The sequence below is a fragment of the Paenarthrobacter sp. TYUT067 genome (assembly GCF_023656375.1).
GTDB lineage: Bacteria > Actinomycetota > Actinomycetes > Actinomycetales > Micrococcaceae > Arthrobacter.
In genome coordinates this window covers 17,733-42,245 of sequence record NZ_JAMOIT010000018.1, presented here as the reverse complement: position 1 = coordinate 42,245, position 24,513 = coordinate 17,733, and the positions used below count along the sequence as shown (strand labels likewise).

Annotated in this window: 23 protein-coding genes; 4 read left to right on the top strand and 19 right to left on the bottom strand. The window is 60.6% G+C overall.

Translation table 11 applies throughout. The features are described 5' to 3' along the window. Positions 1-23: 23 nt before the first annotated feature. Positions 24-1,940, bottom strand: coding sequence for a translational GTPase TypA (gene typA, locus MOD31_RS16280; protein ID WP_166840042.1), 1,917 nt, complete (start codon positions 1,938-1,940; stop codon positions 24-26). A gap of 284 nt (positions 1,941-2,224) precedes the next feature. On the opposite strand from typA, the gene MOD31_RS16275 reads away from it, so the two are divergent. Beyond that, positions 2,225-3,067, top strand: coding sequence for an SGNH/GDSL hydrolase family protein (locus MOD31_RS16275; protein WP_243753079.1), 843 nt, complete (start codon positions 2,225-2,227; stop codon positions 3,065-3,067). A gap of 173 nt (positions 3,068-3,240) precedes the next feature. Here MOD31_RS16275 and MOD31_RS16270 read toward each other — a convergent pair whose 3' ends face one another. From MOD31_RS16270 to ychF, 8 genes are all read right to left on the bottom strand, one after another. Next, a complete protein-coding gene (locus tag MOD31_RS16270) occupies positions 3,241-4,956 on the bottom strand; it encodes an ABC transporter ATP-binding protein (protein WP_223940589.1) in 1,716 nt (571 codons plus the stop codon). Positions 4,957-4,967: 11 nt separating this feature from the next. After that, positions 4,968-5,951 carry an ABC transporter permease gene (locus MOD31_RS16265; RefSeq protein ID WP_062072945.1) on the bottom strand — a complete coding sequence of 328 codons (984 nt, stop codon included), beginning with the start codon at positions 5,949-5,951 and terminating at the stop codon, positions 4,968-4,970. Next, positions 5,941-6,870 (bottom strand): ABC transporter permease, encoded by a 930-nt coding sequence (locus MOD31_RS16260; protein WP_142938468.1) that lies wholly within the window; start codon positions 6,868-6,870, stop codon positions 5,941-5,943. The genes MOD31_RS16265 and MOD31_RS16260 overlap by 11 nt, the downstream gene beginning before the upstream one ends. Before the next feature lie 209 nt (positions 6,871-7,079). Beyond that, entirely contained in the window at positions 7,080-8,717 is a 1,638-nt protein-coding gene (locus MOD31_RS16255) for an ABC transporter substrate-binding protein (protein ID WP_223940590.1), read from the bottom strand. A 313-nt stretch (positions 8,718-9,030) separates the two neighbouring features. Next, positions 9,031-9,363 (bottom strand): DUF86 domain-containing protein, encoded by a 333-nt coding sequence (locus tag MOD31_RS16250; protein ID WP_166840040.1) that lies wholly within the window; start codon positions 9,361-9,363, stop codon positions 9,031-9,033. Then, positions 9,360-9,803 carry an XRE family transcriptional regulator gene (locus MOD31_RS16245; protein WP_142938465.1) on the bottom strand — a complete coding sequence of 148 codons (444 nt, stop codon included), beginning with the start codon at positions 9,801-9,803 and terminating at the stop codon, positions 9,360-9,362. The genes MOD31_RS16250 and MOD31_RS16245 overlap by 4 nt, the downstream gene beginning before the upstream one ends. Before the next feature lie 37 nt (positions 9,804-9,840). Next, the gene (locus MOD31_RS16240) at positions 9,841-10,353 is read right to left on the bottom strand and encodes a DUF1877 family protein (protein ID WP_142938464.1); all 513 of its coding nucleotides are present in this window, start codon (positions 10,351-10,353) and stop codon (positions 9,841-9,843) included. Positions 10,354-10,455: 102 nt separating this feature from the next. Then, entirely contained in the window at positions 10,456-11,541 is a 1,086-nt protein-coding gene (ychF, locus tag MOD31_RS16235; RefSeq protein ID WP_026546223.1) for a redox-regulated ATPase YchF, read from the bottom strand. A gap of 111 nt (positions 11,542-11,652) precedes the next feature. On the opposite strand from ychF, the gene MOD31_RS16230 reads away from it, so the two are divergent. Beyond that, on the top strand, positions 11,653-12,927 hold the full coding sequence (locus MOD31_RS16230; RefSeq protein WP_250821127.1) for a DNA recombination protein RmuC: 1,275 nt from the start codon (positions 11,653-11,655) through the stop codon (positions 12,925-12,927). Between the two features lie 89 nt (positions 12,928-13,016). Here the strand turns inward: MOD31_RS16230 and MOD31_RS16225 are convergent, their stop codons facing one another. Then, the gene (locus MOD31_RS16225) at positions 13,017-14,102 is read right to left on the bottom strand and encodes a 4-hydroxy-3-methylbut-2-enyl diphosphate reductase (RefSeq protein WP_250821126.1); all 1,086 of its coding nucleotides are present in this window, start codon (positions 14,100-14,102) and stop codon (positions 13,017-13,019) included. A 24-nt stretch (positions 14,103-14,126) separates the two neighbouring features. Then, a complete protein-coding gene (locus tag MOD31_RS16220; RefSeq protein ID WP_250821125.1) occupies positions 14,127-14,990 on the bottom strand; it encodes a hypothetical protein in 864 nt (287 codons plus the stop codon). Between the two features lie 182 nt (positions 14,991-15,172). Between MOD31_RS16220 and xseA the strand changes: the two genes are divergently transcribed. After that, positions 15,173-16,450: an exodeoxyribonuclease VII large subunit gene (xseA, locus tag MOD31_RS16215; RefSeq protein ID WP_250821124.1), complete on the top strand. Its 1,278-nt coding sequence runs from the start codon at positions 15,173-15,175 to the stop codon at positions 16,448-16,450. Positions 16,451-16,523: 73 nt separating this feature from the next. Further along, the gene (locus MOD31_RS16210; protein WP_142938459.1) at positions 16,524-16,790 is read left to right on the top strand and encodes an exodeoxyribonuclease VII small subunit; all 267 of its coding nucleotides are present in this window, start codon (positions 16,524-16,526) and stop codon (positions 16,788-16,790) included. Here MOD31_RS16210 and MOD31_RS16205 read toward each other — a convergent pair. From MOD31_RS16205 to MOD31_RS16170, 8 genes are all read right to left on the bottom strand, one after another. Beyond that, positions 16,787-17,641 carry a polyphosphate kinase 2 family protein gene (locus tag MOD31_RS16205; protein ID WP_250821123.1) on the bottom strand — a complete coding sequence of 285 codons (855 nt, stop codon included), beginning with the start codon at positions 17,639-17,641 and terminating at the stop codon, positions 16,787-16,789. The genes MOD31_RS16210 and MOD31_RS16205 overlap by 4 nt on opposite strands. A 53-nt stretch (positions 17,642-17,694) precedes the next feature. Further along, entirely contained in the window at positions 17,695-18,915 is a 1,221-nt protein-coding gene (locus MOD31_RS16200; protein ID WP_142938457.1) for a pyridoxal phosphate-dependent aminotransferase, read from the bottom strand. Between the two features lie 80 nt (positions 18,916-18,995). Further along, positions 18,996-19,952, bottom strand: a complete 957-nt coding sequence (locus tag MOD31_RS16195) for an ABC transporter substrate-binding protein (protein WP_142938456.1) — start codon at positions 19,950-19,952, stop codon at positions 18,996-18,998. Next, entirely contained in the window at positions 19,949-20,692 is a 744-nt protein-coding gene (locus tag MOD31_RS16190) for an ABC transporter permease (protein WP_166840032.1), read from the bottom strand. The genes MOD31_RS16195 and MOD31_RS16190 overlap by 4 nt, the downstream gene beginning before the upstream one ends. After that, entirely contained in the window at positions 20,689-21,429 is a 741-nt protein-coding gene (locus MOD31_RS16185; RefSeq protein WP_166840031.1) for an ABC transporter permease, read from the bottom strand. Before MOD31_RS16185 ends, MOD31_RS16190 begins: the two co-directional genes overlap by 4 nt. Next, positions 21,429-22,523: an ABC transporter ATP-binding protein gene (locus MOD31_RS16180; RefSeq protein ID WP_284705461.1), complete on the bottom strand. Its 1,095-nt coding sequence runs from the start codon at positions 22,521-22,523 to the stop codon at positions 21,429-21,431. Before MOD31_RS16180 ends, MOD31_RS16185 begins: the two co-directional genes overlap by 1 nt. A gap of 154 nt (positions 22,524-22,677) precedes the next feature. Continuing rightward, positions 22,678-23,796, bottom strand: coding sequence for a ribosome small subunit-dependent GTPase A (gene rsgA / locus MOD31_RS16175; RefSeq protein WP_374206994.1), 1,119 nt, complete (start codon positions 23,794-23,796; stop codon positions 22,678-22,680). Between the two features lie 264 nt (positions 23,797-24,060). Continuing rightward, the gene (locus MOD31_RS16170) at positions 24,061-24,513 is read right to left on the bottom strand and encodes an NUDIX hydrolase (RefSeq protein WP_142938451.1); all 453 of its coding nucleotides are present in this window, start codon (positions 24,511-24,513) and stop codon (positions 24,061-24,063) included.

Sequence of the window (24,513 nt, the reverse complement as noted above, 5' to 3'; positions counted from 1 at the left end):
CTGACTGCGTCAGAAAGTCCAGGCTAGGACTTGGCGCGGGCGCGGTTGGCCTTGGCGCGCTCGTTCGAGTCCAGGATGACCTTGCGGATCCGGATGGATTCCGGGGTGACCTCAACGCATTCGTCCTCACGGGCGAATTCCAGGGACTCTTCGAGGGTCAGGTCGCGCGGCGGCGTCAGGTTCTCGAAGGTGTCGGAGGAAGCCGCACGCATGTTGGTGAGCTTCTTTTCCTTGGTAATGTTCACGTCCATGTCATCAGCGCGGGAGTTCTCGCCCACGATCATGCCTTCGTAGACCTCGGAGGTGGGCTTCACGAAGAAGGAACCGCGTTCCTGCAGGTTGATCATGGCGAACGGCGTAACAACACCGGCACGGTCGGCGATCATGGAACCGTTGGTACGGTACTCGATCGGGCCGGCCCACGGTTCGTAGCCTTCGGAAATGGAGGCAGCAATGCCGGCGCCGCGGGTGTCCGTGAGGAACCGGGTGCGGAAGCCGATCAGGCCACGTGCAGGAACGATGAACTCCATGCGGCACCAGCCGGTCCCGTGGTTGGCCATGTTGGTCATGCGACCCTTGCGGGCAGCCATGAGCTGGGTGACGGCGCCGAGGTATTCTTCCGGCACGTCGATGGTCATGTGTTCCATCGGCTCGTGGAGCTTGCCGTCGATGGTCTTGGTAACAACCTGCGGCTTGCCAACGGTCAGTTCGAAGCCTTCACGGCGCATCTGCTCAACCAGGATGGCCAGCGCGAGCTCACCACGGCCCTGAACTTCCCAGGCGTCGGGACGCTCGGTGGGGAGAACCTTGATGGAGACGTTACCGATCAGTTCCTTGTCCAGGCGATCCTTCACCTGGCGGGCCGTAACCTTGGCGCCCTTGACCTTGCCGGCCAGCGGCGAGGTGTTGATACCGATGGTCATGGAGATCGCGGGATCATCCACGGTGATCAGCGGCAGCGGCTGCGGGTTCTCGGCATCCGTCAAGGTTTCACCGATGGTGATCTCCTCGATACCGGCAACGGCAACGATTTCACCCGGGCCGGCGGACTCGGCTGGAACACGAGTCAGAGCCTTGGTGGCCAGCAGTTCGGTGATCTTGACGTTCTTGAGCTCACCGTTTGCGCGCGCCCAGGCCACGGTCTGGCCCTTGCGGAGCGTGCCGTTGTAGATGCGGAGCAGGGCGAGGCGACCAAGGAACGGCGATGCGTCCAGGTTGGTCACGTGTGCCTGCAGCACGCCGTCCGGGTTGTACGTGGGAGCGGGGATGTGCTCGATGATGGTCTTGAAGAGCGGCTCGAGGTCCTCGTTCTCCGGAGCGGAACCGTTATCCGGCTGCTCCAGGGAAGCGCGGCCAACCTTGGCGGCAGCGTAAACGACGGGGACTTCGAGGACCTTGTCCAGGTCCAGGTCCGGAACTTCGTCAGCGAGGTCGGAAGCGAGGCCGAGGAGCAGGTCCATCGACTCGTGGACAACTTCGTCGATGCGGGCATCGGGACGGTCCGTCTTGTTGACCAGGAGGATCACTGGCAGGTGTGCGGCAAGGGCCTTACGCAGCACGAAGCGGGTCTGGGGCAGGGGACCCTCAGAGGAGTCGACCAGCAGGACGACGCCGTCAACCATGGACAGGCCGCGCTCTACCTCGCCACCGAAGTCGGCGTGGCCGGGGGTGTCAATGACGTTGATGGTGATGGTCTCGCCGTTGGACGACGGGCCGTTGTAGGCAACCGTGGTGTTCTTGGCGAGGATGGTGATGCCCTTTTCGCGCTCCAGGTCACCGGAGTCCATGACACGGTCCTCAACCTCACCATGGGAAGCGAAGGAGTTGGTCTGCTTGAGCATGGCGTCGACCAGCGTGGTCTTGCCGTGGTCAACGTGTGCGACGATCGCGACGTTGCGCAGATCGCTCCGCGACGCAGTGTTGGTGATGGTTTCAGACATGCGTTAATGACTCGTTTCAGTGGTGAAGTCAGCTGTTTGTATCCGCGCGCATACCTGATCGACTTGATCGGAACACACAGCGAAAAGACCCCGGGACACAGGGCACCTGCATCCAGTCTAAACGCAGTTGCATTTATGAGCCTAAAAAGCAAGCCATTCACCCCCCGAATGTGGCACTGCTCACACTCCCGCGTTGTGACGTAAACGCAAGTCAAGATGCTGGATTTTCGCGGTCGCGTGCAGCATGATTGGCTCCAGAACCAGTGCCACGTGGAGAACAATAGATGCGACAAGCTCCGGCCGCGTTCCGCATGCTCGCACCACTGATCGCCTCCGGCGTTCTCCTGGTGGGCTGCGGATCAAACCCAGCGCCAATCACCGCCCCCTCTGGATCAGTCGCGCCCGTGCCCGCGCAGACAGCGGCCGCCGATAAACCGCTACGAGTGGCCCCTGCCCCCAGTTCCCTCAACCTACCGGTGGGCTCGCTGTACAAGAACCCGGCGAATAACCGCAGCGAGCTGGTCCTGGCGGACGTTCGCCACACCGCTGTACTCATCGGCGATTCCCAATCCATGCCGAAGGATTCATGGCCGCAGCAAGGAATTGCTGCGATGGGCTACAAACTGCACGTCGTGGGCATGGGCGGCACAGGATACGTAGCAACCAACGGGAAAACCGGCAACTACATCGATGCGTTGCAACGCGGAGACTGGGTGTTGCCCTTTGGCGATCCACCGTTGATCGTGATCCAGGGTGGCGGCAATGACGCCACCCAACGCGCCACGGACGCGCAGATCACCAGCAATGCCGAGCGGCTCCTCGCTGCCCTCAAGAAGCGCTACCCGGGAACCACTTTCGCCATGATTGGAACCCTGGCCAGAGGCGTGAGCAATGGCGGCGGACGCCGTACGGAAATTGACGCCCTCTTGGGACGTATCGCGGCCAAGCACGCCATCCCGTTCGTCAGTGCAGGCGACTGGCTCACCCGCTACGACGCGATCGCGGATCTCCAGGATGGCGTGCACCTGAAGCCTGCCGGGCACGCGAAACTGGGCGCAGCATTGGCTCGCGAATTCGCGGCCCTTGGCCTCACGGCCCGCCCGGATACCGCCCCGCCGGCGAAGTAGCCCGCGCCGTCGTCAACCCGAGCGTTGTGAGGCCCGCTTTGCATGCTTTGTGAGCGCCTTGGCATGCAGAGCGGGCCCCGCAACACGTGCCTTAAACGGCAAGAGCCGGTGGTTCCCTTCGCAGGGAACCACCGGCTCTGTTGCGTTACGGCGAAGAGAACGTACGACGCCGGTCAGGCCACCTCTGGCGGCAAGAGCAGCGAACCACCCGGAATGGCGTCCAGGAGTGCCTGGGTGTATGCCTCTCGAGGGTTGTCGAAGACATCATCCGTGCTGCCGGTCTCCACGAGCTTGCCCTTCTGCATGACACAGACGTGATCGGCAATTTGCCGGACCACGGCGAGGTCGTGGGTGATGAACAGGTACGTCAGGCCGAGGTTGTCCTGAAGATCAGCCAGCAGGTTCAGCACCTGTGCTTGGACAAGCACGTCCAATGCTGAGACCGCTTCATCGCAGATGATGACTTCAGGGTCCAAAGCCAAGGCTCGTGCAATGGCAATACGTTGCCGCTGGCCACCCGAGAGCTCGTTGGGGTACCGGCGCATGGTGGACTGCGGCAGGGCCACCTGGTCCAACAGCTCACGGACCTTCTTCTCACGACTGGCCTTGTTGCCGATCTTGTGTGTTCTCAACGGTTCTTCAATGGTGCGGAAGATGTTGTACATGGGATCGAGGGAACCGTAGGGATCCTGGAAGATCGGCTGGACCCGGCGACGGAACTTAAACAGGTCCTTGCTGCTGAGCGTCGACGTATCCACGCCGTCAAAGATGATCTTTCCCGACGTCGGTTCCAACAGGTTGAGAACCATTTGCGCCACAGTCGACTTGCCGGATCCGGACTCGCCAACAATGGCCGTAGTGGTTCCGCGCTTAACGGCAAAGGAAACAGAGTCGACTGCAGTGAAGTCCGTGGACTTGCCAATGCCGCCACGAAGTTTGAAGACCTTCGTCAAGTCCTCAACTTTCAGAACCTCCTCCGGCAGGGCTGCCTCGACGACCACCGGTTCTGCAGGAGCCAGCAGCTCCTCAGATTCGATCCCCTGCTCCTTAGCCACTTGGATACGACGTGAAGCCAGCGACGGCGCCGAAGCGACCAGTCGCTTCGTGTAGGGGTGCCGTGGGTTGCGGAGCAGCTCCAGCGAAGGCCCGGACTCCACAACCTGGCCCTTGTACATGACAACCACCTTGTCCGCACGCTCGGCGGCGAGGCCGAGATCGTGGGTGATGAGAAGCACGGCTGTACCCAGCTCGGACGTCATCTTGTCCAAGTGATCCAGAATCTGCCGCTGGACCGTAACGTCAAGTGCCGACGTCGGCTCATCCGCGATCAGCAGGCGCGGCTGGCATGAAAGTCCGATGGCAATGAGCGCACGCTGACGCATGCCTCCGGAGAACTCATGCGGGTACTGCTTGGCTCTGCGCGAAGCGTCGGGCAAGCCTGCCTCGGAGAGGACCTTGGCGACGTCCTCGGGCCCTGAGGGGAGCCCGTTCGCTTTCAAAGTCTCCTTGACCTGGAATCCGATTTTCCACACGGGGTTCAGGTTGGACATGGGGTCCTGAGGAACCATGCCAATGGAATTGCCGCGGAGCTCGATCATGCGCTTCTCGCTCGCGTGGGCAATGTCCTCGCCGTCAAAGAAAATTTCTCCGCCAGCCACCCGGCCATTTCCGGGAAGTAGTCCAATGGCAGCCAGGGCTGAGGTTGATTTTCCTGAGCCCGACTCCCCCACGATTGCGACAGTCTCGCCGGGCATGACCGTCAGATGAGCGTTCCTTACTGCGTTGACCTCACCATTACTGGTGGTGAAGTTGATTGCAAGGTTTCTGATCTCCAGCAGCGGACGCTCAGAGCCGGCGACTTCTTCCTTGATGTGAACTGAAGAGTTCATGGCTTCGCCTTTCATCGTTTACGCGCCTTGGGGTCCAGCGCATCCCTCAGGGCGTCGCCCAGCATGATGAAGCTCAAGACTGTGATGGATAGAGCTATTGCCGGGTAAAGCAAGGGCATCGGATTGGATCGCAAGGATGCCTGTGCGGCCTGAATATCATTGCCCCACGACATGACACTCGGTGGCAACCCGATTCCAAGGAAGGAAAGGGTCGACTCGGCAACGATAAAGGTGCCGAGGGAGATGGTTGCCACGACGATGATCGGAGCCAGCGAGTTCGGCAGCACATGGCGCAGCAGCGAACGGAAACGCGAAACACCAAGGGATCGCGCGGCCACCACAAAGTCAGCATTTCTGACCTCGATCACTGCGCCTCGGGTGATGCGGGCAATCTGCGGCCACCCGAAGACGATAAGAATCAACACCAGCGTCCATACCGTACGGTTCGCACGGAAAACGGGGAGCTGCATCATCACGATTGCGCCAAGGATCAGCGGCAGTGCGAAGAAAATATCCGTCAGGCGGGCCAGCAGTGCATCCGCCCAACCGCCGTAGTATCCGGCGAGGGCACCAACGATGCCCCCGAACAGGACGACGCCGATGGTCGTGAACAGGCCGACGGTCACCGACGATCGGGTACCGAAAATGACGCGAGCGTAAACGTCGCAGCCCTGTTGCGTGAAGCCAAGAGGGTGACCCGATGCAGGTCCGCCGTCTGAGTTGGACAGCTGGCAGGCTTCGTTGGAGGGATCAATTTGAGAGAACAAACCCGGGAAGAGGGAAACCACTACTACGGCCAGGATCATGATGGCCGAGATGATGAACAATGGCTGCTTGCGCAGGTTCTTCCATGCCTCACCCCAAAGGCTGGAGGGAGCGCTGTCTTCCTTGACCTTGTCGGTTGCCTGCAGCGGCGTTTCGTCAAGATCGGCAACGAAGTGCTCAATGTGTCGCCGGGTGGTGTCCTGCCCGGTCAGGTTACTTTCAGGCGTCATAGCGGATCCTCGGGTCAAGCCAGGCGTAAAGGAGGTCAACAAGCAAGTTGGAGAGGCAGTAGATCAACACCAACACCGTGACAATGGAGACCACCGTGGGTCCCTCACCCGACAGGACGGCCCGATAAAGCCTGTTGCCTACGCCGGGAACGTTGAAGATACCTTCTGTGACAATCGCTCCTCCCATCAGGGTGCCAAGGTCTGCGCCCAGGAACGTCACCACTGGAATAAGCGAGTTACGCAAAATGTGGACGTTGACCACCCTGAAACGGGACAACCCCTTTGCCGTGGCTGTCCGGACGTAGTCGGCATTCATGTTCTCGATGACGCTGGTCCGGGTCAAACGGAGAACGTAAGCGAACGACGCGAGGCCAAGAACGATTGCAGGCAGGATCAAGTCCTGCACTGTCGCGGCCGCACTGACAGTTGGTTTAGCCCACCCCAGCTGCACACCGATGAAGAATTGAAGAATGAAGCCGAGCACGAAGATCGGGATACCGATGACGATTAGCGAGGCGATCAGGACGGTGCCGTCGAAGAGCTTTCCCTTGCGAAGACCGGCGATGAGGCCGAAGGCGATGCCGAAGACCGCTTCAAAAATCAGAGCCATCACGGCAAGCCGGGCTGTGACTGGGAAGACCTCGCCGAGGACGGCGGCAATGGGCCGGCCGGAGAAGTCCTGGCCAAGGTCGAAGGTGAAGATGCTCTTGAGGTACAGCAAATACTGGATGAAGAAAGGCTGGTCCAGATTGTACTGAGCCCGTAGTTTCGCAGCAACCGCTTCGTTAACCGGTTTATCACCGAACAAGGCGGCAATGGGGTCGCCGGGAAGGCTGAAAACCAGGAAGTACACCAGCAGTGTGGCCCCCAGGAAAACTGGAATCAGCTGGAGGAATCGTTTGAGGATGTATGTGGCCATCAGCGCATCACACCCCGATCAGCAGGCACCCTGTCCAGGGGTGCAGCGGAGTTGTTCATCAAAGAACCTTTTCGTCTGATGTGCAAACGTTCCCTGCCGGGGCAAGTAGGCCTGCACAAGGACGCCCAACCGTAGTTGGGCGTCATTGATTTGCAACGTGATACGGCGGCGGACATGCTCAGCTGAGCACCCCCGCCGCCGTTTCGCGGTTACTTGCCAGTGATGTTGTAGTACAGCGGAACGCCGTCCCAGCCGTAGTCAACATTGGAGACGCCAGTGCTCCAGCCACCCTGTGAAACCTGGTACCACAGCGGGATGGCGGGAAGATCCTGCAGAAGGATTTCCTGTGCCTTGTTCATTGCCTTGTTACCTTCGGCAACGGAAGGTGCGGAGAGTCCGTCAGAGATAGCCTTGTCAAAGGTGGGGTTCTCATAGCGGGCATCGTTCGAGCCAGCGCCGGTCTTGTAGATCGGGCCGAGGAAGTTGTACAGCGACGGGTAGTCTGCCTGCCAGCCTGCGCGGATGGCGCCAGTGAGCTTGCCGGTGGTTGCAAGATCGCGTGCTTCCTTAAACGTTGCGAAGGGAAGTCCCTCGGCCTTGATGCCGAGGTTGTTCTTCAGCTGGTTGGTGAGAGCCTCAACCCAAGCCTTGTGGCCGCCCTTGTCAGCGTTGTACGCAATGGTGAAGGCCGTGTTCGGGTCCCACTTCTGGATGGCATCTGCCTTGGCCCAGAGGTCCTTGGCCTTGGTGGCGTCGAACTTCAGGTTATCCGAGCCCGGGATGCTGTCGCTGTAACCGTCGAGGACGGGGGCAGTGAAGTCCTTGGCCGGCTGGCGGCCACCGCTGAAGATCACCTTAGTGATCTCTTCCCGGTTGATGGCCATGGAGATTGCCTGACGGCGGAGCTTGCCAGCCTCGCCACTCCATTCCGGAAGGTACTCCGGGATAGCAATGGTCTGGTTGCCTGCGTACGGCTTCTCAATGAATCGATCGCCAAGATCAGACTTGAAGTTCTTGAGGGCGCTCGTGGGGATGACCTGCAGAATGTCCAGGTTGTTGGACAGCAGATCCTGGTAGGCAGCGTCATCGTTCTGGAAGATCTTGAACGTCACGCCACCGTTCTTTGCCTTACGGGGACCGTTGTAATCGGGGTTCGGGACCAGTTGGATCTGCACGTTGTGCTGCCAACCGTTCTCCGCCATCTTGTACGGGCCGTTGCCCACGGGCTTCTCGCCGTAGGTCTTGGGGTCGGCAAGTGCTGCCGCCGGAACCGGCATGAACGCCGTGTAACCGAGACGGAGCGGCCAGTCAGATTCCGGCTGCTTGAGTTCGACGGTGAAGGTGGTGTCATCCACAACCTTCAGGCCGGACAGCGTGTCCACCGTGGAACCCTCTGCACTGGCTTCGTCGTAACCCTTGATGCTCTCAAAGAAGGTGGCGCTCAGTTGCGCGTTCTTTGCCGCTGCACCGTAGTTCCAGGAGTCAACAAAGGTCTTGGCCGTGATGGCGTCACCATTGGTGAACTTCTGGTCCTTCTTGATCTTGATAGTGAAGTTCTGCGCGTCAGGCGCCTCAATGGACTCCGCCAACTCGTTCACCGGCTTGCCGGAAGGGTCATAGCTGACAAGGCCAGAGAAGATCAGCGTGGCAATCTTGCCACCGCCGACTTCGTTGATGTCAGCCGGCATGAGCGGACGCTGCGGCTCGGAGCCGTCGGCAATGATGACCTTGTTCGGGTCGCCCGCGGATGTACCGGAGTCGTTGCTGCCGCCGCCACCGCAACCGGTAGCTGCGAGGGCGATGATCGCCGCTACGCCTAGAGCTTTGGAAGTGCGCGAGAAACGCATTCCGCCTCCTATGAGTCGTGGAGTTGAGCAGGGAAAATTCGTGATTTCCCCCAGGCACAGGCACAGTTTCCTACTGTGACGTTGCCTACATGTGAGTGTAAGCCTACCCACATTGTGTCCAGATGATGGGACATGCTGGCCAAACTGTAACCGTTCCGCAACCTACACATGCCTAATTTGCCGCGGATTTCAAGTCAAACGTTACTCGGTGGTAGCATACGCTGTCTGACAGCAGGACAGGACGATTTTCAGACGAAAAAGGAGCCCCGGTCCGCGCTGAACATACAGTGGATCGAGGCTCCTGATAGAGGAACTAGTTGATCGATCGGATAAGGTGCTCTATCGTCGGTAAGTCAGCGTCGAGGGTGTCCCAGACCGCGTCGTAGTCTGTCCCCTCATAGTGATGCGCGAGCCGATCCCGCATTCGCTTGATCAGAGACCACGGAACTTCGGGGTACCGATCGGTCGTCTCGATGCTCAAGCGAGCGACATTTTCTCCGATTTTGATGATCAACGACTCCGCCGCCAAGCCCGGCACATTGTCAGCGTCGCCGACGTACCAGGCACGGCCGCGCTTGACGAGGGCAGCCCCGACGCCACACAAACGGACGATCTCTCTGAGTGCGGCTGCGTCCCTTTGATTCATAGGGCGACCGCGGTGGTCAGGATTTCGTGATCTTCCCGCAAGCCGCCATCGGTGACGACGTCAACTTCTACCCCCAACAATTCACTTGCTTCGGCGGCAAACGCCGCGACAGTCAATAACCCGACGCCGGGTGATCGTGTGACCAGGATGTCCAGATCGCTTCCTGGGCGATCGAGTCCGCGGGCCACAGAACCGAAGACGCGAACATTGCTGAAACCATAGCGCAGTGCCAGCTGAAGCAATTCCTGGCCCCGCGATGCAAGGACTTCATGCGGCAAAGGGCGCGCTGCTGCACGAAGACGGTCCAACATCACCGGGGATGCCGTGCGCCGACCAGCTTCGTAAGCAGCAATGTTTGGCTGGGCCACCCCAGAGCGCCGAGCCAACTCGCCCTGGCTGATGCCAGCAGCCTCACGGACTTCCCTCACCGCGTTTCCCATGCAGCCATGATATCGCGTGATATGTCGTCGCTGGCTTTTAGCCAATCAGGTAGACCAGCCCGCGACCGACGGCCGCCAGATCCGTGACGAAAACCCGGGCCTGTTGGAGATAGCCAACACCGTACGGGACATTCGAGTCCCTCTCGGTCGGCAAGTACTCCTGCAGCCAGTCGCCGAACTCCGAGTCAGATACATCGTGCAGATCCTCGGCAATGGCCACCACGTCGGACGGAGGAAGGACGCGCACCCATGATTCCCACCCGTCATGATGCATGGTCACTGCACCTTCAAACATGCGAAACGCAGGCCTTGCTTCGCCTCCGGCCCTTGAGGGCGCGGAGAAGGCCTGCAAGTAGCGCCATGCTTTGTCCAGGTAGAGCATGTCGCACTCCGGTACGGCTTGTTCGAAGGTGGCGATCTCAAACCCGTCGGCAGCTTTGAGACCCCAAGCGTCAGCAATTGGGTCTGTCGATAAAAAGCGTCTCGGATCGGCGAGGACTAAGTCCGTGACGTCAGCGTCGAAGGCATATGCGTAGTATCTGATTCCCATTTGCCAAGTATGGCCACTGGCTGACCTCGGAAGGCCCGGCCAGTGGCCATATGTGGATAACGCATGGTCTGCGAGCGGACCAAGGATTTTTTGGCTGTGGACCTACACGTTGAAGCGGAACTCCACCACGTCGCCGTCGGCCATCACGTACTCTTTGCCTTCAATGCGAACCTTGCCGCGGGACTTGGCCTCAGCCATGGAACCGGCGTCGATGAGATCGTCGAAGGAGACAACTTCAGCTTTGATGAAGCCGCGCTGGAAGTCGGAGTGGATCACGCCGGCGGCCTGAGGCGCAGTGTCGCCTTGGCGAATGGTCCATGCACGGGTTTCCTTGGGACCGGCTGTGAGGTAGGTCTGCAAGCCAAGGGTGTGGAACCCAACGCGGGCCAACTGGTCCAGGCCGGATTCGCTTTGGCCGTTCATTTCCAGCATTTCGCGGGCTTCTTCCTCGTCCAGTTCAACTAGGTCGGATTCGAGCTTGGCATCAAGGAACACCGCATCAGCAGGGGCCACCAAAGCACGCAGCTCATCCTGCTTTTCCTGGTCACCAAGGATGCCCTCATCGGCATTGAAGACGTAGATGAAGGGCTTGGCAGTCAAGAGCCCGAGCTCCTTGAGGTGCTCCATCTCCAGTTTGTCGCTCTTGATCGAGGAGAAGATGGTGTCGCCGCGTTCCAGGACTGCCTGGGCTGCCTTGATGGCGGCCAGTTCAGCTGCTTCGCGCTTTTTGATCTTGACTTCTTTTTCGATACGCGGGATGGCGTTTTCGATGGTCTGAAGGTCTGCCAGGATCAGCTCGGTGTTGATGGTTTCCATGTCCGAGCGCGGATCAACCTTGCCATCAACGTGGATGACATCCGGGTCATCAAAAACGCGAACCACCTGTGCAATAGCTTCTGCTTCGCGGATGTTCGCAAGGAACTTGTTGCCCAGGCCTTCGCCCTCGGAGGCGCCCTTCACGATGCCGGCGATGTCCACGAAGGACACCGGAGCGGGAAGCAACTTCTGTGAACCGAAGATCTCCGCCAGCTTCGCCAGACGGGGATCAGGAAGGTTGACCACTCCGACGTTGGGCTCGATGGTTGCGAACGGATAGTTCGCAGCGAGCACCTGATTGCGGGTCAGTGCGTTGAAAAGAGTTGATTTGCCGACGTTGGGCAGTCCGACGATGCCAATAGTAAGAGCCACGAGCATTGATTCTACCCGTTGCAACCACGTGCGGGGTTGTCAGGGCCCGCGAAAGGGGCGCACGCGTACAGCCTCGCTAAAACTGTCGTACCCCTGTGACAGGGTTGCCACATGGATGGATTTGGATTGGTATTGGCCCTGCTCATGCTGCTGATTGGCGCCGCGGTTGGGCTTGCGGCCGGCTATATTGTCTTCCGACGCCGGGGCGCTGGCTTGGAGGAGGACTTCGATGCCGTTTCGTCACGGCTTTCGGAAGTGACGGCACAGCTGGCAGCCGCCGACGCCGAGCGCAGGCTTTTGTTTACACAGAACCGCGAGTTGAGCGCAGCAAGGAACTCCGACGGCAGTGTTTTGCGCGCGCTCGCTCCCGTGGCCGAAAAGCTCACGGCGGTGCAGCAACAGGTATCGCTGCTCGAGCGGGACAGGGTGGAGCAGTACGGCCAACTGGCCCAGCAATTGCAGGATGCGCGTTCATCCGACGAACAGCTCTTGCGGTCAACGCACGCCTTGGCCTCAGCACTCCGTTCCAACAGTGCGCGCGGCCAGTGGGGCGAGGTTCAGCTCCGCAGAGTGGTGGAGGCCTCTGGAATGCTCAAGCACGTGGATTTCCATGAGCAGGTTCATTCGGGCCGTAACGACAACACGCTGCGGCCGGACCTGGTGGTTCAGCTTCCTGGTGGTAAGCAGCTGGTAGTAGATGCCAAGGTGCCCTTGGCTTCCTACCTCGCTGCGCAGGAACAACTCCACGGAGACGGATCCTTCGGTGAGTCCGTAGGTCCTGCCATCAGCCATGACTCCAAGACGCTGCTGGCACAGCATGCAAAGGCTCTCAAGGCCCATATCGATGCGTTGGCGGCCAAGAAGTACTGGGACATTCCTGGGAACTCCCCCGAGCTGGTGATCTGCTTCCTTCCGGCAGAGTCCATTCTGGCGTCAGCCCTTGAAACCGACCCTGCCCTGCTGGAACACGCTTTGTCCAGGAATGTAGTTCTCGCCTCGCCAGGCACCCTGCTGGCGGTCCTCAAGTCCGTAGCCTTCACTTGGCGACAGGATGTCCTCACCGACAGCGCCCATGAGCTGTTCGAGCTCGCCAAGCAACTGTACGAACGCATGGGCACCCTAGGGGACAATGTCAGCAAGCTGGGAAGCTCATTGAAGACCTCCGTGGATCGCTATAACGCCATGGTGGGCACGTTGGAGGCCCGGGTTCTCCCGACGGCGCGAAAGCTCAACACCATGGACGATGCCGGCCTGTCCGCACCGATATCCGTCGAGGTTGTCCCCCGCGCGTTGGCAGCCCCGGAGTTGCTGGCGGATGACACCCTCGGACATCAGGAGACAGCCCGCGACCAAGATGACAGCGACGACCGGGAGTCGGCAGCCTAGAAGATATGCCGCTTAACTGAACTGGCCCGCAGTGGAGATTTTCCCGAAGGAAGGTAACCACTGCGGGCAAGTTGTCTAGCAACTGTTTGCTAGGACGTTGTGCGGTTTCCGCGACCACCAAGGGCGCGTGTGACGTCGCCGGCCTTCTTCAAGGTGGCCCGCAGTTCCTTGGGAAGCGAGAAAAGCAGGTCTTCCTCTGCTGTCACCACTTCCTGGACCTCACCGTAACCGTAGTCAGCCAGAAGCCGCAGAACATCCTTGACGAGCACTTCAGGAACGGAAGCGCCGGAAGTCACGCCCACGGTGGCAACGCCCTCGAACCAGGACTCGTCCACTTCATTGGCAAAATCCACGCGGTACGAGCTCTTGGCACCATATTCCAGCGCTACTTCAACCAAGCGCACGGAGTTGGAAGAGTTGGCCGAACCAACAACGATCACGAGGTCAGCCTGCGGGGCGATCTTCTTGATAGCCACCTGCCGGTTGGTGGTGGCATAGCAAATGTCATCGCTGGGCGGATCCTGCAGGGTGGGGAAACGGTCCTTGAGGAGGCGAACGGTTTCCATGGTTTCGTCCACGCTGAGCGTGGTCTGAGAAAGCCAGATGGTTTTCTCAGGGTCACGGACGGTGACCTTGTCCACTTCATGGGGCCCGTTAATGATCTGGATATGCTCCGGAGCTTCGCCGGCTGTTCCTTCGACTTCCTCGTGGCCTTCGTGGCCAATGAGCAGGATGTCGTAATCTTCCTTGGCAAAGCGCACAGCTTCCTTGTGCACTTTGGTGACCAGAGGGCAGGTTGCATCGATGGTGCGCAATCCGCGATCCTCGGCTGACTGCACCACTGCGGGTGAGACGCCATGTGCGGAGAAGATGACCAGTGCGCCTTCGGGGACCTCGTCGGTTTCCTCAACGAAGATGGCGCCTTGCTCCTCCAGGGAGCTAACAACGTGCACGTTGTGGACGATCTGCTTGCGTACGTAGACGGGAGGCCCGTAGTGCTCCAAAGCCTTTTCCACAGCAATGACAGCCCGGTCCACGCCGGCGCAATAACCTCGAGGGGCTGCCAACAGGACCTTCTTGGGACCCGTGACGGGCGCCGCTGCCTGGACCTCTTTCGGAGAACGGCGTCTGCGGGGCACCGTGGGCATAGGAATGGAAACTGCTGTGCTGGTCATTCCTCCATGCTACCGGCCCGGCCTTTACCCGGGGGCCGAACGTGACCGTCGTCGCCCTGACACGAAGGATCCTATGACGCCTGCCACAAACAATGCACCGGATGTCACCGCCGCGATCAGGATCCATTGCCCGAAGCTTGTCTTTGCGGCCGTGAGGAACTCTTGTTTGAAAAGCTCAGCCACACCGTTTGCGCTGGACAGGTTACCCACTACTCCTCCGGCCAGGTCCGCGCCCGCGGTCCAGAGCGCAGCCAGCGCCAGGCCGCCAAGCCCAACGAAGATCAGCACCAGGGAACGCCTGCGTGCAACCACAAGAGCCAGCAATAAGGAAATGAGAGCGCCGAGTGCGGCCACCCACCATAGGGGCGCAAACGCAGCCACCCGCTCCACCAGTTGGCGGTGGGAGGGCTCCCCCAGAGAGACCCGGCTTTCCGCTGGAACATCAATCCGGATCCGGGTGGCCTCGGCGAAATGATCGCGAATGAGTCTGACCATGGGGCTGATATCAAGGACCAGCGCAGAGGTGGTGGCTGCTTCCTCTGATTGGTTCGCCGCGCCGAAGTTCAACCTGTGGCTGTTGCGCACTGTCTCTTCCCACGCCCGGGGGTAGTCGCTCCACGATTGCATTCCAGACGCAGCGCTGCGGAGTGCGTCAGCAGCCAACGATTGGATGGGCCCTGGGAGATCCACGGATGACTCGAAGGTTCCAACTGCGGCAGCGGCCAGTTTGCTTTGGAATTCCGGATCATTGCCCAGCGCACCTGCCATCCGGACAAAGCCCTCTTCTTTGACGATGTTCTGGTCAACCCACGCGGTAGGAACGGCGACGGCTGTGAGGAGTAAAGCGAGGATCACTCCCAATGCTGAAACAAAACTACGCAAGGTCATCCTCGGGGTTCGGGGGCTATGCCACCATCCTAGGTGTGTCCACATAGCAGAAAAAATGTCGGAGGCCTCGCCCAAGCTATGGATAGAGTTGGAAGGCCGGTTGGCACCACAGCCGCACCCCTGAGCGAGGACAATGACAATGCAGGTACAAACACGGCGCTTGAACCAGGCATGGACCACCCATGTCCGCTGAATCAACGCCGGAATCGACGCTGCCTGGGACCGCTGCTGAGACCAGCCCGGACAATCCTTGGCCCCTGCAGTTGCTCTCCCGCAAGCTCAAGGCACACATAGAGCGGGCGCCGGCTGCGTGGATTGAGGGTCAGGTCATCGAACTGAACCGCAGGGGCGGTAACGCTTTTCTGACCTTGCGTGATGTGGACGCGGAGATTTCACTCCCTGCATCTGTGTGGTCAACGGTGCTTGACCGCCAGAAGATACCCCTGGAACGTGGCTCCCGCGTGGTTGCCTTGGTGAAAGCGGACTTCTGGGTGAAGACAGGGCGCCTGAACATGTCTGTGAAGGACATCCGTCCGGTAGGCCTCGGCGATCTGCTGGCAAGAATTGAACGGCTGCGCCAGGCGCTGGCGGCCGAGGGCCTGTTCGCTGACTCCCGGAAGCGGAAGCTTCCTCTTCTCCCCCACCGCATCGGCCTCATTACCGGCAGGGATTCCGATGCCAAGAAGGACGTCATGCGCAACGCTGCTTTGCGTTGGCCGGCGGTGGAGTTTGACGTCCGCGAAGTGGCTGTCCAGGGCAACACCGCCGTTTCACAGATCATAGCCGCCTTGAAGAAACTGGATGCCGACCCGCACGTGGATGTGATTGTCCTCGCTCGCGGCGGCGGCGCTTTGGAAGATCTCCTGCCTTTCAGCAATGAGGACCTCATCCGTGCCGTGTCTGCGGCCACTACACCGGTTGTTAGTGCGATCGGCCATGAAGCCGACCGTCCTATCCTGGACGACGTCGCGGACCTCCGGGCGTCAACACCCACTGATGCGGCCAAACGAATCGTTCCGGATGTGGCCGAGGAACTGGCCATGGTCCGGCAGGCCAGGGACCATCTTCGCCGAAGCATCGGCCGCATGGTGGACCGGGAGACTGATCGGCTCCACGCATTGAGGTCCCGGCCCGTCCTGGCCACCCCCTCTTCGATGGTGGATGCCCGTTCCGAGGACATCCACCGCCTCCAGCGACGAACTCATTCAGCGGTCAGCACCGCGGTTCTCCGGGCCTTGGACCAGGTCCACCACCTCCGTGCGCAGGTTCGCGCCCTGTCACCCCAGAAGACGCTGGACCGGGGCTACGCCGTCGTTCAGCTCATTGGCCAGGACCAAGCGGGTCACCACGTGGTCAGCAGCCCCGAAGAAGCTCCGGACGGAACACCACTGAGCGTTCGGGTAGCTGAGGGTCGTTTCAGGGCAGTCTCGGCTGGATCGGGTCAGCTTATGGAACGCTGACAACCCTCCCAGCACCCACCTCTCACCCGAACTTGATGCGCCGGTTACACCGTCACCACCACGAAGGACCACCATGACTGAGAACAACCAGACAGCACCTACCCCGGAATCCCTTGACGGGCTGAGCTATGAGGAAGCCCGCGAACAACTTGTGGCGGTGGTGGGACGCCTGGAGGCAGGCGGAGCCAGTTTGGAAGAATCGCTGGCTCTCTGGGAACGCGGCGAGGCATTGGCCAAGCGCTGCGAGGACTGGCTTGAAGGAGCCCGTCAGCGCCTGGCAACCGCCCGCGATGCAAGCAACGACGACGGCACTTCGGCACCCGGCAACCGGACCGTTTAGGACTCCTCCACGAGGGCGCGTTCCTCGGCGACGTCAAAGTCAGCCTTGGGCCAGTCCAGCTGCAGCCCACCGAGGGCATCCAACAGGAGTTGCTGCACTGCGATGCGCGCGTACCACTTCCTGTTGGCCGGCACCACGTGCCAGGGAGCAATCTCCGTGGAGGTCTTCTCGAAGGCAACGCGATAGGCGTCCATGTAGTCGTCCCAGAATGCACGCTCCGCGAGGTCACCGCGGCTGTACTTCCAATGTTTGGTGGGATCGTCGAGCCTGGCAATGAGGCGTTTCTTCTGCTCGTCCTTGCTGATGTTGAGCATGACCTTCACCACGGTGGTTCCCTGCTCGTTAAGGCGAGCCTCGAAGTCATTGATCGCGGCATACCTGCGTTCCAGCTCGGGAGCGTCAGCCCAGCCGTGGACGCGGTGGATCAGGACGTCTTCGTAGTGTGACCTGTCGAAGACCCCCACCATCCCGGCGTCGGGAACCCGCTTTTCGATCCTCCACAGGAAGTCGTGCGCCTTTTCCTCGTCAGTTGGGGCTTTGAAAGCGGACACTTGAACGCCTTGCACATCCATGGCCCCCACCACGTGGCTGACGATGCCGCCCTTGCCCGCAGTGTCCATGGCTTGGAGTATCAGCAGGAGCCGTTTTTGGCTGCCGGCCCTACCAACGGCAAAGAGCTTCTCCTGCAGCTCCGCCAGCTGCGCGTCCTGCGCCCCCAGCAGTTCTGTGCCATCCGCTTTCGCGCCTGTGTAGCCGGGGGTGGATTCAGGATCCACTTCTGCCAGCGAAAACCCTGATCCCACTCTGAGGGCTTCGGCCGGACTTGTGGCGAACTCAACTGCTGCAGCCATCGGCATGCCTTTCTGCCCTGCCGCGCCTCCGTGGCGCGGCTATGGACCTCAGGCTAGTTGCCCGGGTACCTCGACAGGAAGTCCGCCATGCGGCCAATCGCTTCTTCAATGTCCTTGACGTTGGGCAAGGTCACCATTCGGAAGTGGTCCGGTCGAACCCAGTTGAAGGCACGTCCGTGGGAAACCAGGATTTTTTGTTCCTTCAGCAAATCGAGGACGAACTTCTCGTCATCCCGAATGTGGAAGACCTCCGGGTCCAACTTTGGGAACAGATAGAGGGCACCCCGAGCCTGCTGGGTGCTGACGCCGGGAATCTCGTTCAGGAGGTCGTACGCCTTATTGCGCTGCTCCAGGAGCCTGCCGCCGGGCAGGATGAGGTCGTTGATGCTTTGGTAGCCCCCCAGCGCAGTTTGGATGGCATGCTGTGCAGGAACATTGGCGCACAACCGCATGTTGGCCAGCAGGTTGATGCCCTCAAGATAGTCCGCAGCATCTTTCTTGGGACCGGAAATGGCCATCCAGCCGGCGCGGTAACCGCACACACGGTAGGCCTTGGACAATCCACTGAACGTCAGGCACAGGACGTCGTCCCCGGTGAGCCCGGCGAGATTCACATGGACGGCGTCTTCGTAGAGAATTTTCTCGTAGATCTCATCTGCGAAGAGAACCAGTCCATGTTTCTCCGCCAAAGCCACGATCTTCTTGAGGGTCTCCTCCGGGTAGACGGCTCCAGTGGGGTTGTTGGGGTTGATCACCACAATGCCCTTGGTCCGCGGCGTGATCTTGGATTCCATATCCTCAAGATCGGGTTGCCATCCGGAATCTTCGTCGCAGAGGTAGTGCACGGGACGGCCCCCGGCAAGGGCCACCGAGGCGGTCCACAGCGGGTAATCAGGAGTGGGAATCAGCACTTCGTCGCCGTCGTCCAGGAGCGCCATGAGGGACATGGTGATGAGCTCACTGACCCCGTTGCCGAGGTAGATATCGTCAACGTGGATGTTCTGGATGCCACGCGTTTGGTAGTACTGCGAGACCGCGGTCCGGGCAGAGAAAATGCCACGGGAGTCGCTGTAGCCCTGGGCATTAGGCAAGTGCCGGATCATGTCCACCAAAATGGCGTCGGGCGCTTCAAAACCAAAAGGTGCCGGGTTTCCGATGTTCAGTTTGAGGATCCGATGACCCTCTGCTTCCATTTGCTGGGCGGCCTGAAGAATCGGTCCACGGATGTCGTAAAGGACATTATGAAGCTTGGTGGACTGCTTGAAATTCGCCATCCCTCAAATATGCCATACGGGTGATGGAGTTTAGCTGAGACTTAACTCACAGAAACGACGACGGCGGTTTTGTTCAGGTGTTACTTGACGATTCCCTTGTCCTTCAGCCAGGCTGCGGCTGCGTCCTTGGGGGCCTGCTTCTGGTCGCCACTGACTGCGCGGTTCAGGTTGATCAGGTCCTCGGTGGTGAGGATCTTGGAGACGTTGTTGAGTGCTTCCTTGGCCTTGTCCGTCATCTTGGCTTCCTTGACCAACGGCAGGACCTGCTGGGCCTTGAAGTTGTTCTTCGGATCCTCCAGGACCACAAGGTCATTATCTGCGATGGACGGAGTGGTGGTGTAAATGTCCGCCACCTGGACCTTGTCTTCGAGGAGGGCCTGGAGCGTCAGATTGCCGCCACCGTCATTGAAAGGCTGCAAACCCTTGAGCTCACAACCGTAGTTGGCCTTCAGTCCCGGGAAGCCGTAGGCGCGGGTCTCGAAAGTGGCCGGTGCAGCCATGGTGAAGTCCTTGCACACCTTCGCCAGGTCCTCGATGGACTTCAGCTGGTACTTCTCGGCGGTGGCCTTGGTGACAACCATGGCGTCCTTGGACTCGGCCTTGGCCGGCTCCAGGACTGCAAGGCCTTCCGGAAGCTTGCCTGGGAGTGCCTTGTAAACGTCGTCGGCGGAGACCTCGGTAGCTTCCGTGTCCACATAGGACAGGAGGTTGCCGGAGTAGTCCGGGACGAGGTCTATGGAGCCGTCCTGGACCGCCTTGAAGTAGATCTCGCGCGAACCGATATTCGGCTTGGACGTTGCCGTCAGACCAGCAGCGTTGAGGGCACCCACATAGATCTCTGCGACAACCTGGCTCTCCGGGAAGTCAGCGGAGCCAACCACCAACGAGCCGCCTTCGGCGGAGCCACTGGCTGCGGAGGTGGACGGGGTGGCCAAGGGGCTGCCGCCGCACGCGCTCAAAGCGAGGGCCACGCCCAGTCCAGCGGCGAGGCCGCCGAGACCACGGCGCGTCAGGGTCATGGGGACGGGGTTTTTCATGGTGTACCTCCTTGAACGGCAGCCTCGGCGGGAGCCGCGGCTGTGAGATCGTCGGCTGCCTTCTGGCGGCCGCGAGAGTCGAGGGTGAGTCCTGGCGAAATAACGAGCCGTTGCACTCCGGCGAGGACCAGGTCCACGGCAATGGCCAGCCCCGCTATGAGCAAGGAACCACCGAGCATCCTGGGGAAATCCTGCAGGACCAGGCCATCGAATAGATACCGGCCCAGCCCGCCCAACGGTAGGTAGGCAACCACGGAGACTGTGGCAATGACCTGCAGAACGGCGGTGCGAATACCGCCGAACATCACCTGCAACCCGTTGGGTACTTCCACCCGAAACAGGATCTGAAGTTCGGTCATCCCCATGGCCCGGGCGGCGTCCACCACAGTGGCGTCAACGCTGGAAATGCCGGCATAGGTCCCGGCCAGCAGCGGCGGCACAGTGAGAATGACAAGCGCCCACACAGGAGGCATCAGGCCACTACCGGCAAGCAACGCAAAAAGGACCAGCAACCCGAGCGTGGGGAGAGCACGCAGAGCGCCCGCCACGGCAACCGCAACTACGCGGCCACGGCCGGTGTGCCCAATATAGAGGCCGATGGGTATGGCGATCGCAGCGGCGATAACCAGGACCAACGCGCTGTACTGCAGGTGCTCCAGCAAGCGGGTGGGGATTCCCCCGCTACCGGTCCAGTTTTTGGGGTTGGTCAGCCAGGCGATGGTTTCGGCAAAGATGTTCATGCAGACGCTCCCGGGTCCGGGCGTACTGCCGCGACGGGCTTGGCAGCCCCGGTCTTGGGCTCAGTTACCAGGGCGTTGGTGTCCGGACGCGGCGACTTTCCACCAGCTGCCCGGGTCCACGGGGTCAACAGCCGCTCCAAGACCACCAGCACTGCATCCATCAATAGCGCCAGCACCAGGATGGCGATGATGCCCACCACCACTTCGGTAATGAAGGTGCGCTGCAAGCCATCCGTGAAAAGGACCCCCAGGTTACCCACCCCCAGCAGTGCCGCCACGCTCACCAGGGAGATATTGCTGACCGAAACCACACGGAGACCTGCGAACAGCACTGGCAGGGACAGCGGAAGGTCCACCTGGAAGAAGCGTGCCAAGGGTTTGAAACCCATGGCCACCGCAGCGTTCCGGAGGTCGTCGTCCACGGAGTCGAAGGCATCCATCGCAGCACGCACCAGCAGGGCCACCGCATAGATTGTGAGCGCCACCACCACATTCAGGGGATCCAGGATCCGCGTGCCCAGGATAGTGGGAAGAATAATGAACAGGGCCAGTGATGGAATGGTGTAGAGCAGCGACGTCGCAGTGGCCACTACTGACCTGAGCGTGCTGTTACGTCTGGCCAACTGGGCCAGGGGAACCGAAATCAGCAGGCCAAGGATCATGGGGATGACGGCCAAGACAATGTGCTGACCGGCCAGTCCCAGGACCATGCCACTGTTGGCAAGGAACCACTCCATCAGGTGGCATCCTCCCTGTGGTGGCGGACTTCTTCGATCAGTGCCAAGACTTCCGGGGCCTTCAGGACTCCGGCCACCCGGCCGTCGTCGTCTACCGCAACGCCAAGGCCGGACGGCGACGACAACGCCGCGTCCAGCGCCCGCCGCAAAGTGTCTCCCTTGCGAAAGAGTGACCCTCCGGGGATCAGTCCGGCGCCGTCGCGCGGCGAGGACCAGCCCAGTGGCCTCGAATCGTCATCGACCACCAATGCCCACTCCCCCGATTGGCGTCCCGCGTGGTGGCCGTCGGAGGGACTCACCATGGTCACCGGGTGCAAGGTCACGGCATCTGCGGCGTTGAAGGCCAAGTGCCGGAAACCGCGGTCACGTCCCACGAAGGAGGCAACGAAGTCGTTGGCGGGTGCGCGCAGAATCTCTTCCGGCGCCGAGTACTGTGCGAGCTTTCCCCCGACGGCGAAAACAGCCACTTTGTCACCAAGAACGGTTGCCTCGTCGATGTCGTGGGTGACGAACACGATGGTCTTGGCCAGCTCCCGCTGAAGTCGAAGAAGTTCCTGCTGAAGTTCGTCACGGACCACAGGATCCACGGCACTGAAGGGCTCGTCCATCAGCAGTACCGGCGGATCAGCAGCGAGCGCCCGGGCAACCCCCACACGCTGCTGCTGACCACCCGAAAGTTGCGACGGATACCGTTTGCCCAGAACGGAAGCCAACCCGACGACGTCGAGCAGTTCCGCAGCGCGTTTCCTGGCCGCCGCTTTGGGAACGCCGTTGAGCCGCGGAACCGTAGCGATGTTGTCCAGTACGGAACGGTGCGGCAGCAGGCCTGATGACTGCATCACGTAACCCATGGAACGACGAAGCTGGGCTGCGGGAACCCGTGAGACATCTTCCCCGGCAACGGTGATGGTTCCGCTGGTGGGCTCCACCATCCGGTTGATCATGCGCAGGGAGGTTGTCTTGCCGCAGCCCGAGGGGCCGACGAACACAGTAATAGCGCCCTTGTCGATGGACATGGTGAGGGCATCCACCGCCGGTTGCCCGCCTTGGTATTGCTTGGTGACGCTCTTGAACTCAATCATGGCTTCGGCCATACCCGGGCTTACCTATCTGTGGAGGAGAACATCGGTAGAGCCTGATGATCATATGCACTCTTATTACTTGGCTGCAAAGCAATCTTCACCCAGCGTAGCCAGCACCACCGACGATGTCAGCGCCGCCACGAGTTCCGTAATGAATCGGCAATGTTCAGCGTTTCCGTCGTTTGCCGCCTTTTCCGGCCCGCTCCTCAGCTTGATCGTGCCTGTACCGCTCCGCGGCGCGCTGGCCCCGGTCAGCCGACATCACCTTCTGGTGCCATTCACGCTGGTAGGCGCGGCGTGCAGCCGCATCGTGTTTTCTGGCCAAGGCTGCCAATTCGCGTTGCAGCTTGAGGTAACTGGCCCAACGCCGGTGATCAAGGGTTTCCTCCGCGAGCGCCTCCTGAACCGCACATCCCGGCTCTGCTTGATGCGCGCAGTCCGTAAAGCGGCACTTGGAGAAAAGTTCCTCCAGATCGCCGAACATTTCCTCCATGCCCTCATCGGCGTCGAAGAGCCCGAAGCCACGGACTCCCGGGGTATCCATGAGTACGGCGCCACCGGCTAGAGGCACCAGCTCCCGCGAGGTGGTGGTGTGCTTGCCTTTGCCGTCACCGGCTCGGACGGAACCTGTCTGTTGGATGTCACGCCCGGCGAGGGCGTTAATGAGTGTTGACTTACCGGCGCCGGAAGGACCCAGTAATACCAACGTGGCACCTTGGGGTATGTGCTGCATCAGTTCCTCCAGGCCGTCGCCCTGCTCCGCGGAGGTAGTGACAACGTCCACGCCGGCGGCCTGCAGGATAACCTCCCCTACAACGTCGTCCGCAAGGTGGGCGAGGTCTGCTTTGGTGATGACCACCAGCGGCGTGGCACCGGAATCCCATGCCGCCACCAGCGTCCGCTCGAGCCGGTTATGTGTCAGCGGACGATCCACGGGGACCACAACGGCAACAATGTCAATGTTGCTGCCCAGGATTTGTTCCTCCGAGGAGGCCTCAAAGGCACGCTTACGGCTTAGAGCGGAATGGCGGGGCAGGACCTCGACGACGGCCGCCTCACCGGCGTTGTTGTGGCCGAGCCGGACCCAGTCCCCTGTGGCCGGCACAAGGCCGTGGTGTGGATACGGCAGATGCAGGAGGCCTTCTGCCGAGGCTACGAGGACCCGATTCCGGTCCAAGCGGACTACGCGGCCGGGGACGGCCGTTTCCTGGCCGTCAGGAGCGGCATGGGCACGGAACAGGTCCGCGGTTTTGTCTGTGAAGCCGTACTCCACAGGCCCCTGCATTTGTTCTGACGTGGTGCTGAAAAATGGTTCGCTTGAAGAAGCGTAAGTGTTCAATGAAATGCCTCTGATGAGGCCCGGCCGCCTAGTTTTGGCAGGCTGACGCCGGGACAGGAATGGTGGGCTGATGACGGCGCGCCGCAACTGAGTGCGGGGCGCGCAAGGTCTCGGCAATCATCAAATCCACCTCCTTGGCATCCGCGCCGGCAACTGGTGAGCCGGCAACGATGTATAGCGTAGCCAAGGCGAAGTGCTCTTGGCTAGGCTTTAGCTCAGTTTTCCGTTGGCAGGACGCTCCCGGTGTAGGCGGAGTGCTGTATCCACCAAGGAGACGCGGTTGAGTTTCTGTACGTCCTCCAGCGGGATCCATGCTGCGTGGGTGGTGCTGCCATCCACTTCGTGTGTCAGTTCGCCGCCCACGACTGTGGCCTCGTAGACCAGCCTGAGGGCTTGAAAATCCTTCACCGAACCGTCGGGGCGGATCTCGCCCGGCCAGTGTCCGACATCGATACCCAGCATTCGTTCAATCCTGGCTTCGTATCCGGTTTCCTCAAAGACCTCACGCCTGCAACCATCCACAGGATGTTCTGCCAGATCCAAGCCGCCGCCCGGCAATGTCCAACCTTCTTTGCCGTCCTGCTTCCAATACGCCAGCAGGATCTTCCCTTCATGGATCATCACGGCGTAAGCGGCTGGGCGGGTATCGAACTGCAGGGTCAT

What these genes read in the sequence shown, in the direction of transcription:
- typA (WP_166840042.1), bottom strand. Translation starts at nt 1,940, where the DNA reads ATGTCTGAAACCATCACCAACACTGCGTCGCGGAGCGATCTGCGCAAC.
- MOD31_RS16275 (WP_243753079.1), top strand. Translation starts at nt 2,225, where the DNA reads ATGCGACAAGCTCCGGCCGCGTTCCGCATGCTCGCACCACTGATCGCC.
- MOD31_RS16270 (WP_223940589.1), bottom strand. Translation starts at nt 4,956, where the DNA reads ATGAACTCTTCAGTTCACATCAAGGAAGAAGTCGCCGGCTCTGAGCGT.
- MOD31_RS16265 (WP_062072945.1), bottom strand. Translation starts at nt 5,951, where the DNA reads ATGACGCCTGAAAGTAACCTGACCGGGCAGGACACCACCCGGCGACAC.
- MOD31_RS16260 (WP_142938468.1), bottom strand. Translation starts at nt 6,870, where the DNA reads ATGGCCACATACATCCTCAAACGATTCCTCCAGCTGATTCCAGTTTTC.
- MOD31_RS16255 (WP_223940590.1), bottom strand. Translation starts at nt 8,717, where the DNA reads ATGCGTTTCTCGCGCACTTCCAAAGCTCTAGGCGTAGCGGCGATCATC.
- MOD31_RS16250 (WP_166840040.1), bottom strand. Translation starts at nt 9,363, where the DNA reads ATGAATCAAAGGGACGCAGCCGCACTCAGAGAGATCGTCCGTTTGTGT.
- MOD31_RS16245 (WP_142938465.1), bottom strand. Translation starts at nt 9,803, where the DNA reads ATGGGAAACGCGGTGAGGGAAGTCCGTGAGGCTGCTGGCATCAGCCAG.
- MOD31_RS16240 (WP_142938464.1), bottom strand. Translation starts at nt 10,353, where the DNA reads ATGGGAATCAGATACTACGCATATGCCTTCGACGCTGACGTCACGGAC.
- MOD31_RS16230 (WP_250821127.1), top strand. Translation starts at nt 11,653, where the DNA reads ATGGATGGATTTGGATTGGTATTGGCCCTGCTCATGCTGCTGATTGGC.
- MOD31_RS16225 (WP_250821126.1), bottom strand. Translation starts at nt 14,102, where the DNA reads ATGACCAGCACAGCAGTTTCCATTCCTATGCCCACGGTGCCCCGCAGA.
- MOD31_RS16220 (WP_250821125.1), bottom strand. Translation starts at nt 14,990, where the DNA reads ATGACCTTGCGTAGTTTTGTTTCAGCATTGGGAGTGATCCTCGCTTTA.
- xseA (WP_250821124.1), top strand. Translation starts at nt 15,173, where the DNA reads ATGTCCGCTGAATCAACGCCGGAATCGACGCTGCCTGGGACCGCTGCT.
- MOD31_RS16210 (WP_142938459.1), top strand. Translation starts at nt 16,524, where the DNA reads ATGACTGAGAACAACCAGACAGCACCTACCCCGGAATCCCTTGACGGG.
- MOD31_RS16205 (WP_250821123.1), bottom strand. Translation starts at nt 17,641, where the DNA reads ATGGCTGCAGCAGTTGAGTTCGCCACAAGTCCGGCCGAAGCCCTCAGA.
- MOD31_RS16200 (WP_142938457.1), bottom strand. Translation starts at nt 18,915, where the DNA reads ATGGCGAATTTCAAGCAGTCCACCAAGCTTCATAATGTCCTTTACGAC.
- MOD31_RS16195 (WP_142938456.1), bottom strand. Translation starts at nt 19,952, where the DNA reads ATGAAAAACCCCGTCCCCATGACCCTGACGCGCCGTGGTCTCGGCGGC.
- MOD31_RS16190 (WP_166840032.1), bottom strand. Translation starts at nt 20,692, where the DNA reads ATGAACATCTTTGCCGAAACCATCGCCTGGCTGACCAACCCCAAAAAC.
- MOD31_RS16185 (WP_166840031.1), bottom strand. Translation starts at nt 21,429, where the DNA reads ATGGAGTGGTTCCTTGCCAACAGTGGCATGGTCCTGGGACTGGCCGGT.
- MOD31_RS16180 (WP_284705461.1), bottom strand. Translation starts at nt 22,523, where the DNA reads ATGGCCGAAGCCATGATTGAGTTCAAGAGCGTCACCAAGCAATACCAA.
- rsgA (WP_374206994.1), bottom strand. Translation starts at nt 23,796, where the DNA reads ATGCAGGGGCCTGTGGAGTACGGCTTCACAGACAAAACCGCGGACCTG.
- MOD31_RS16170 (WP_142938451.1), bottom strand. Translation starts at nt 24,513, where the DNA reads ATGACCCTGCAGTTCGATACCCGCCCAGCCGCTTACGCCGTGATGATC.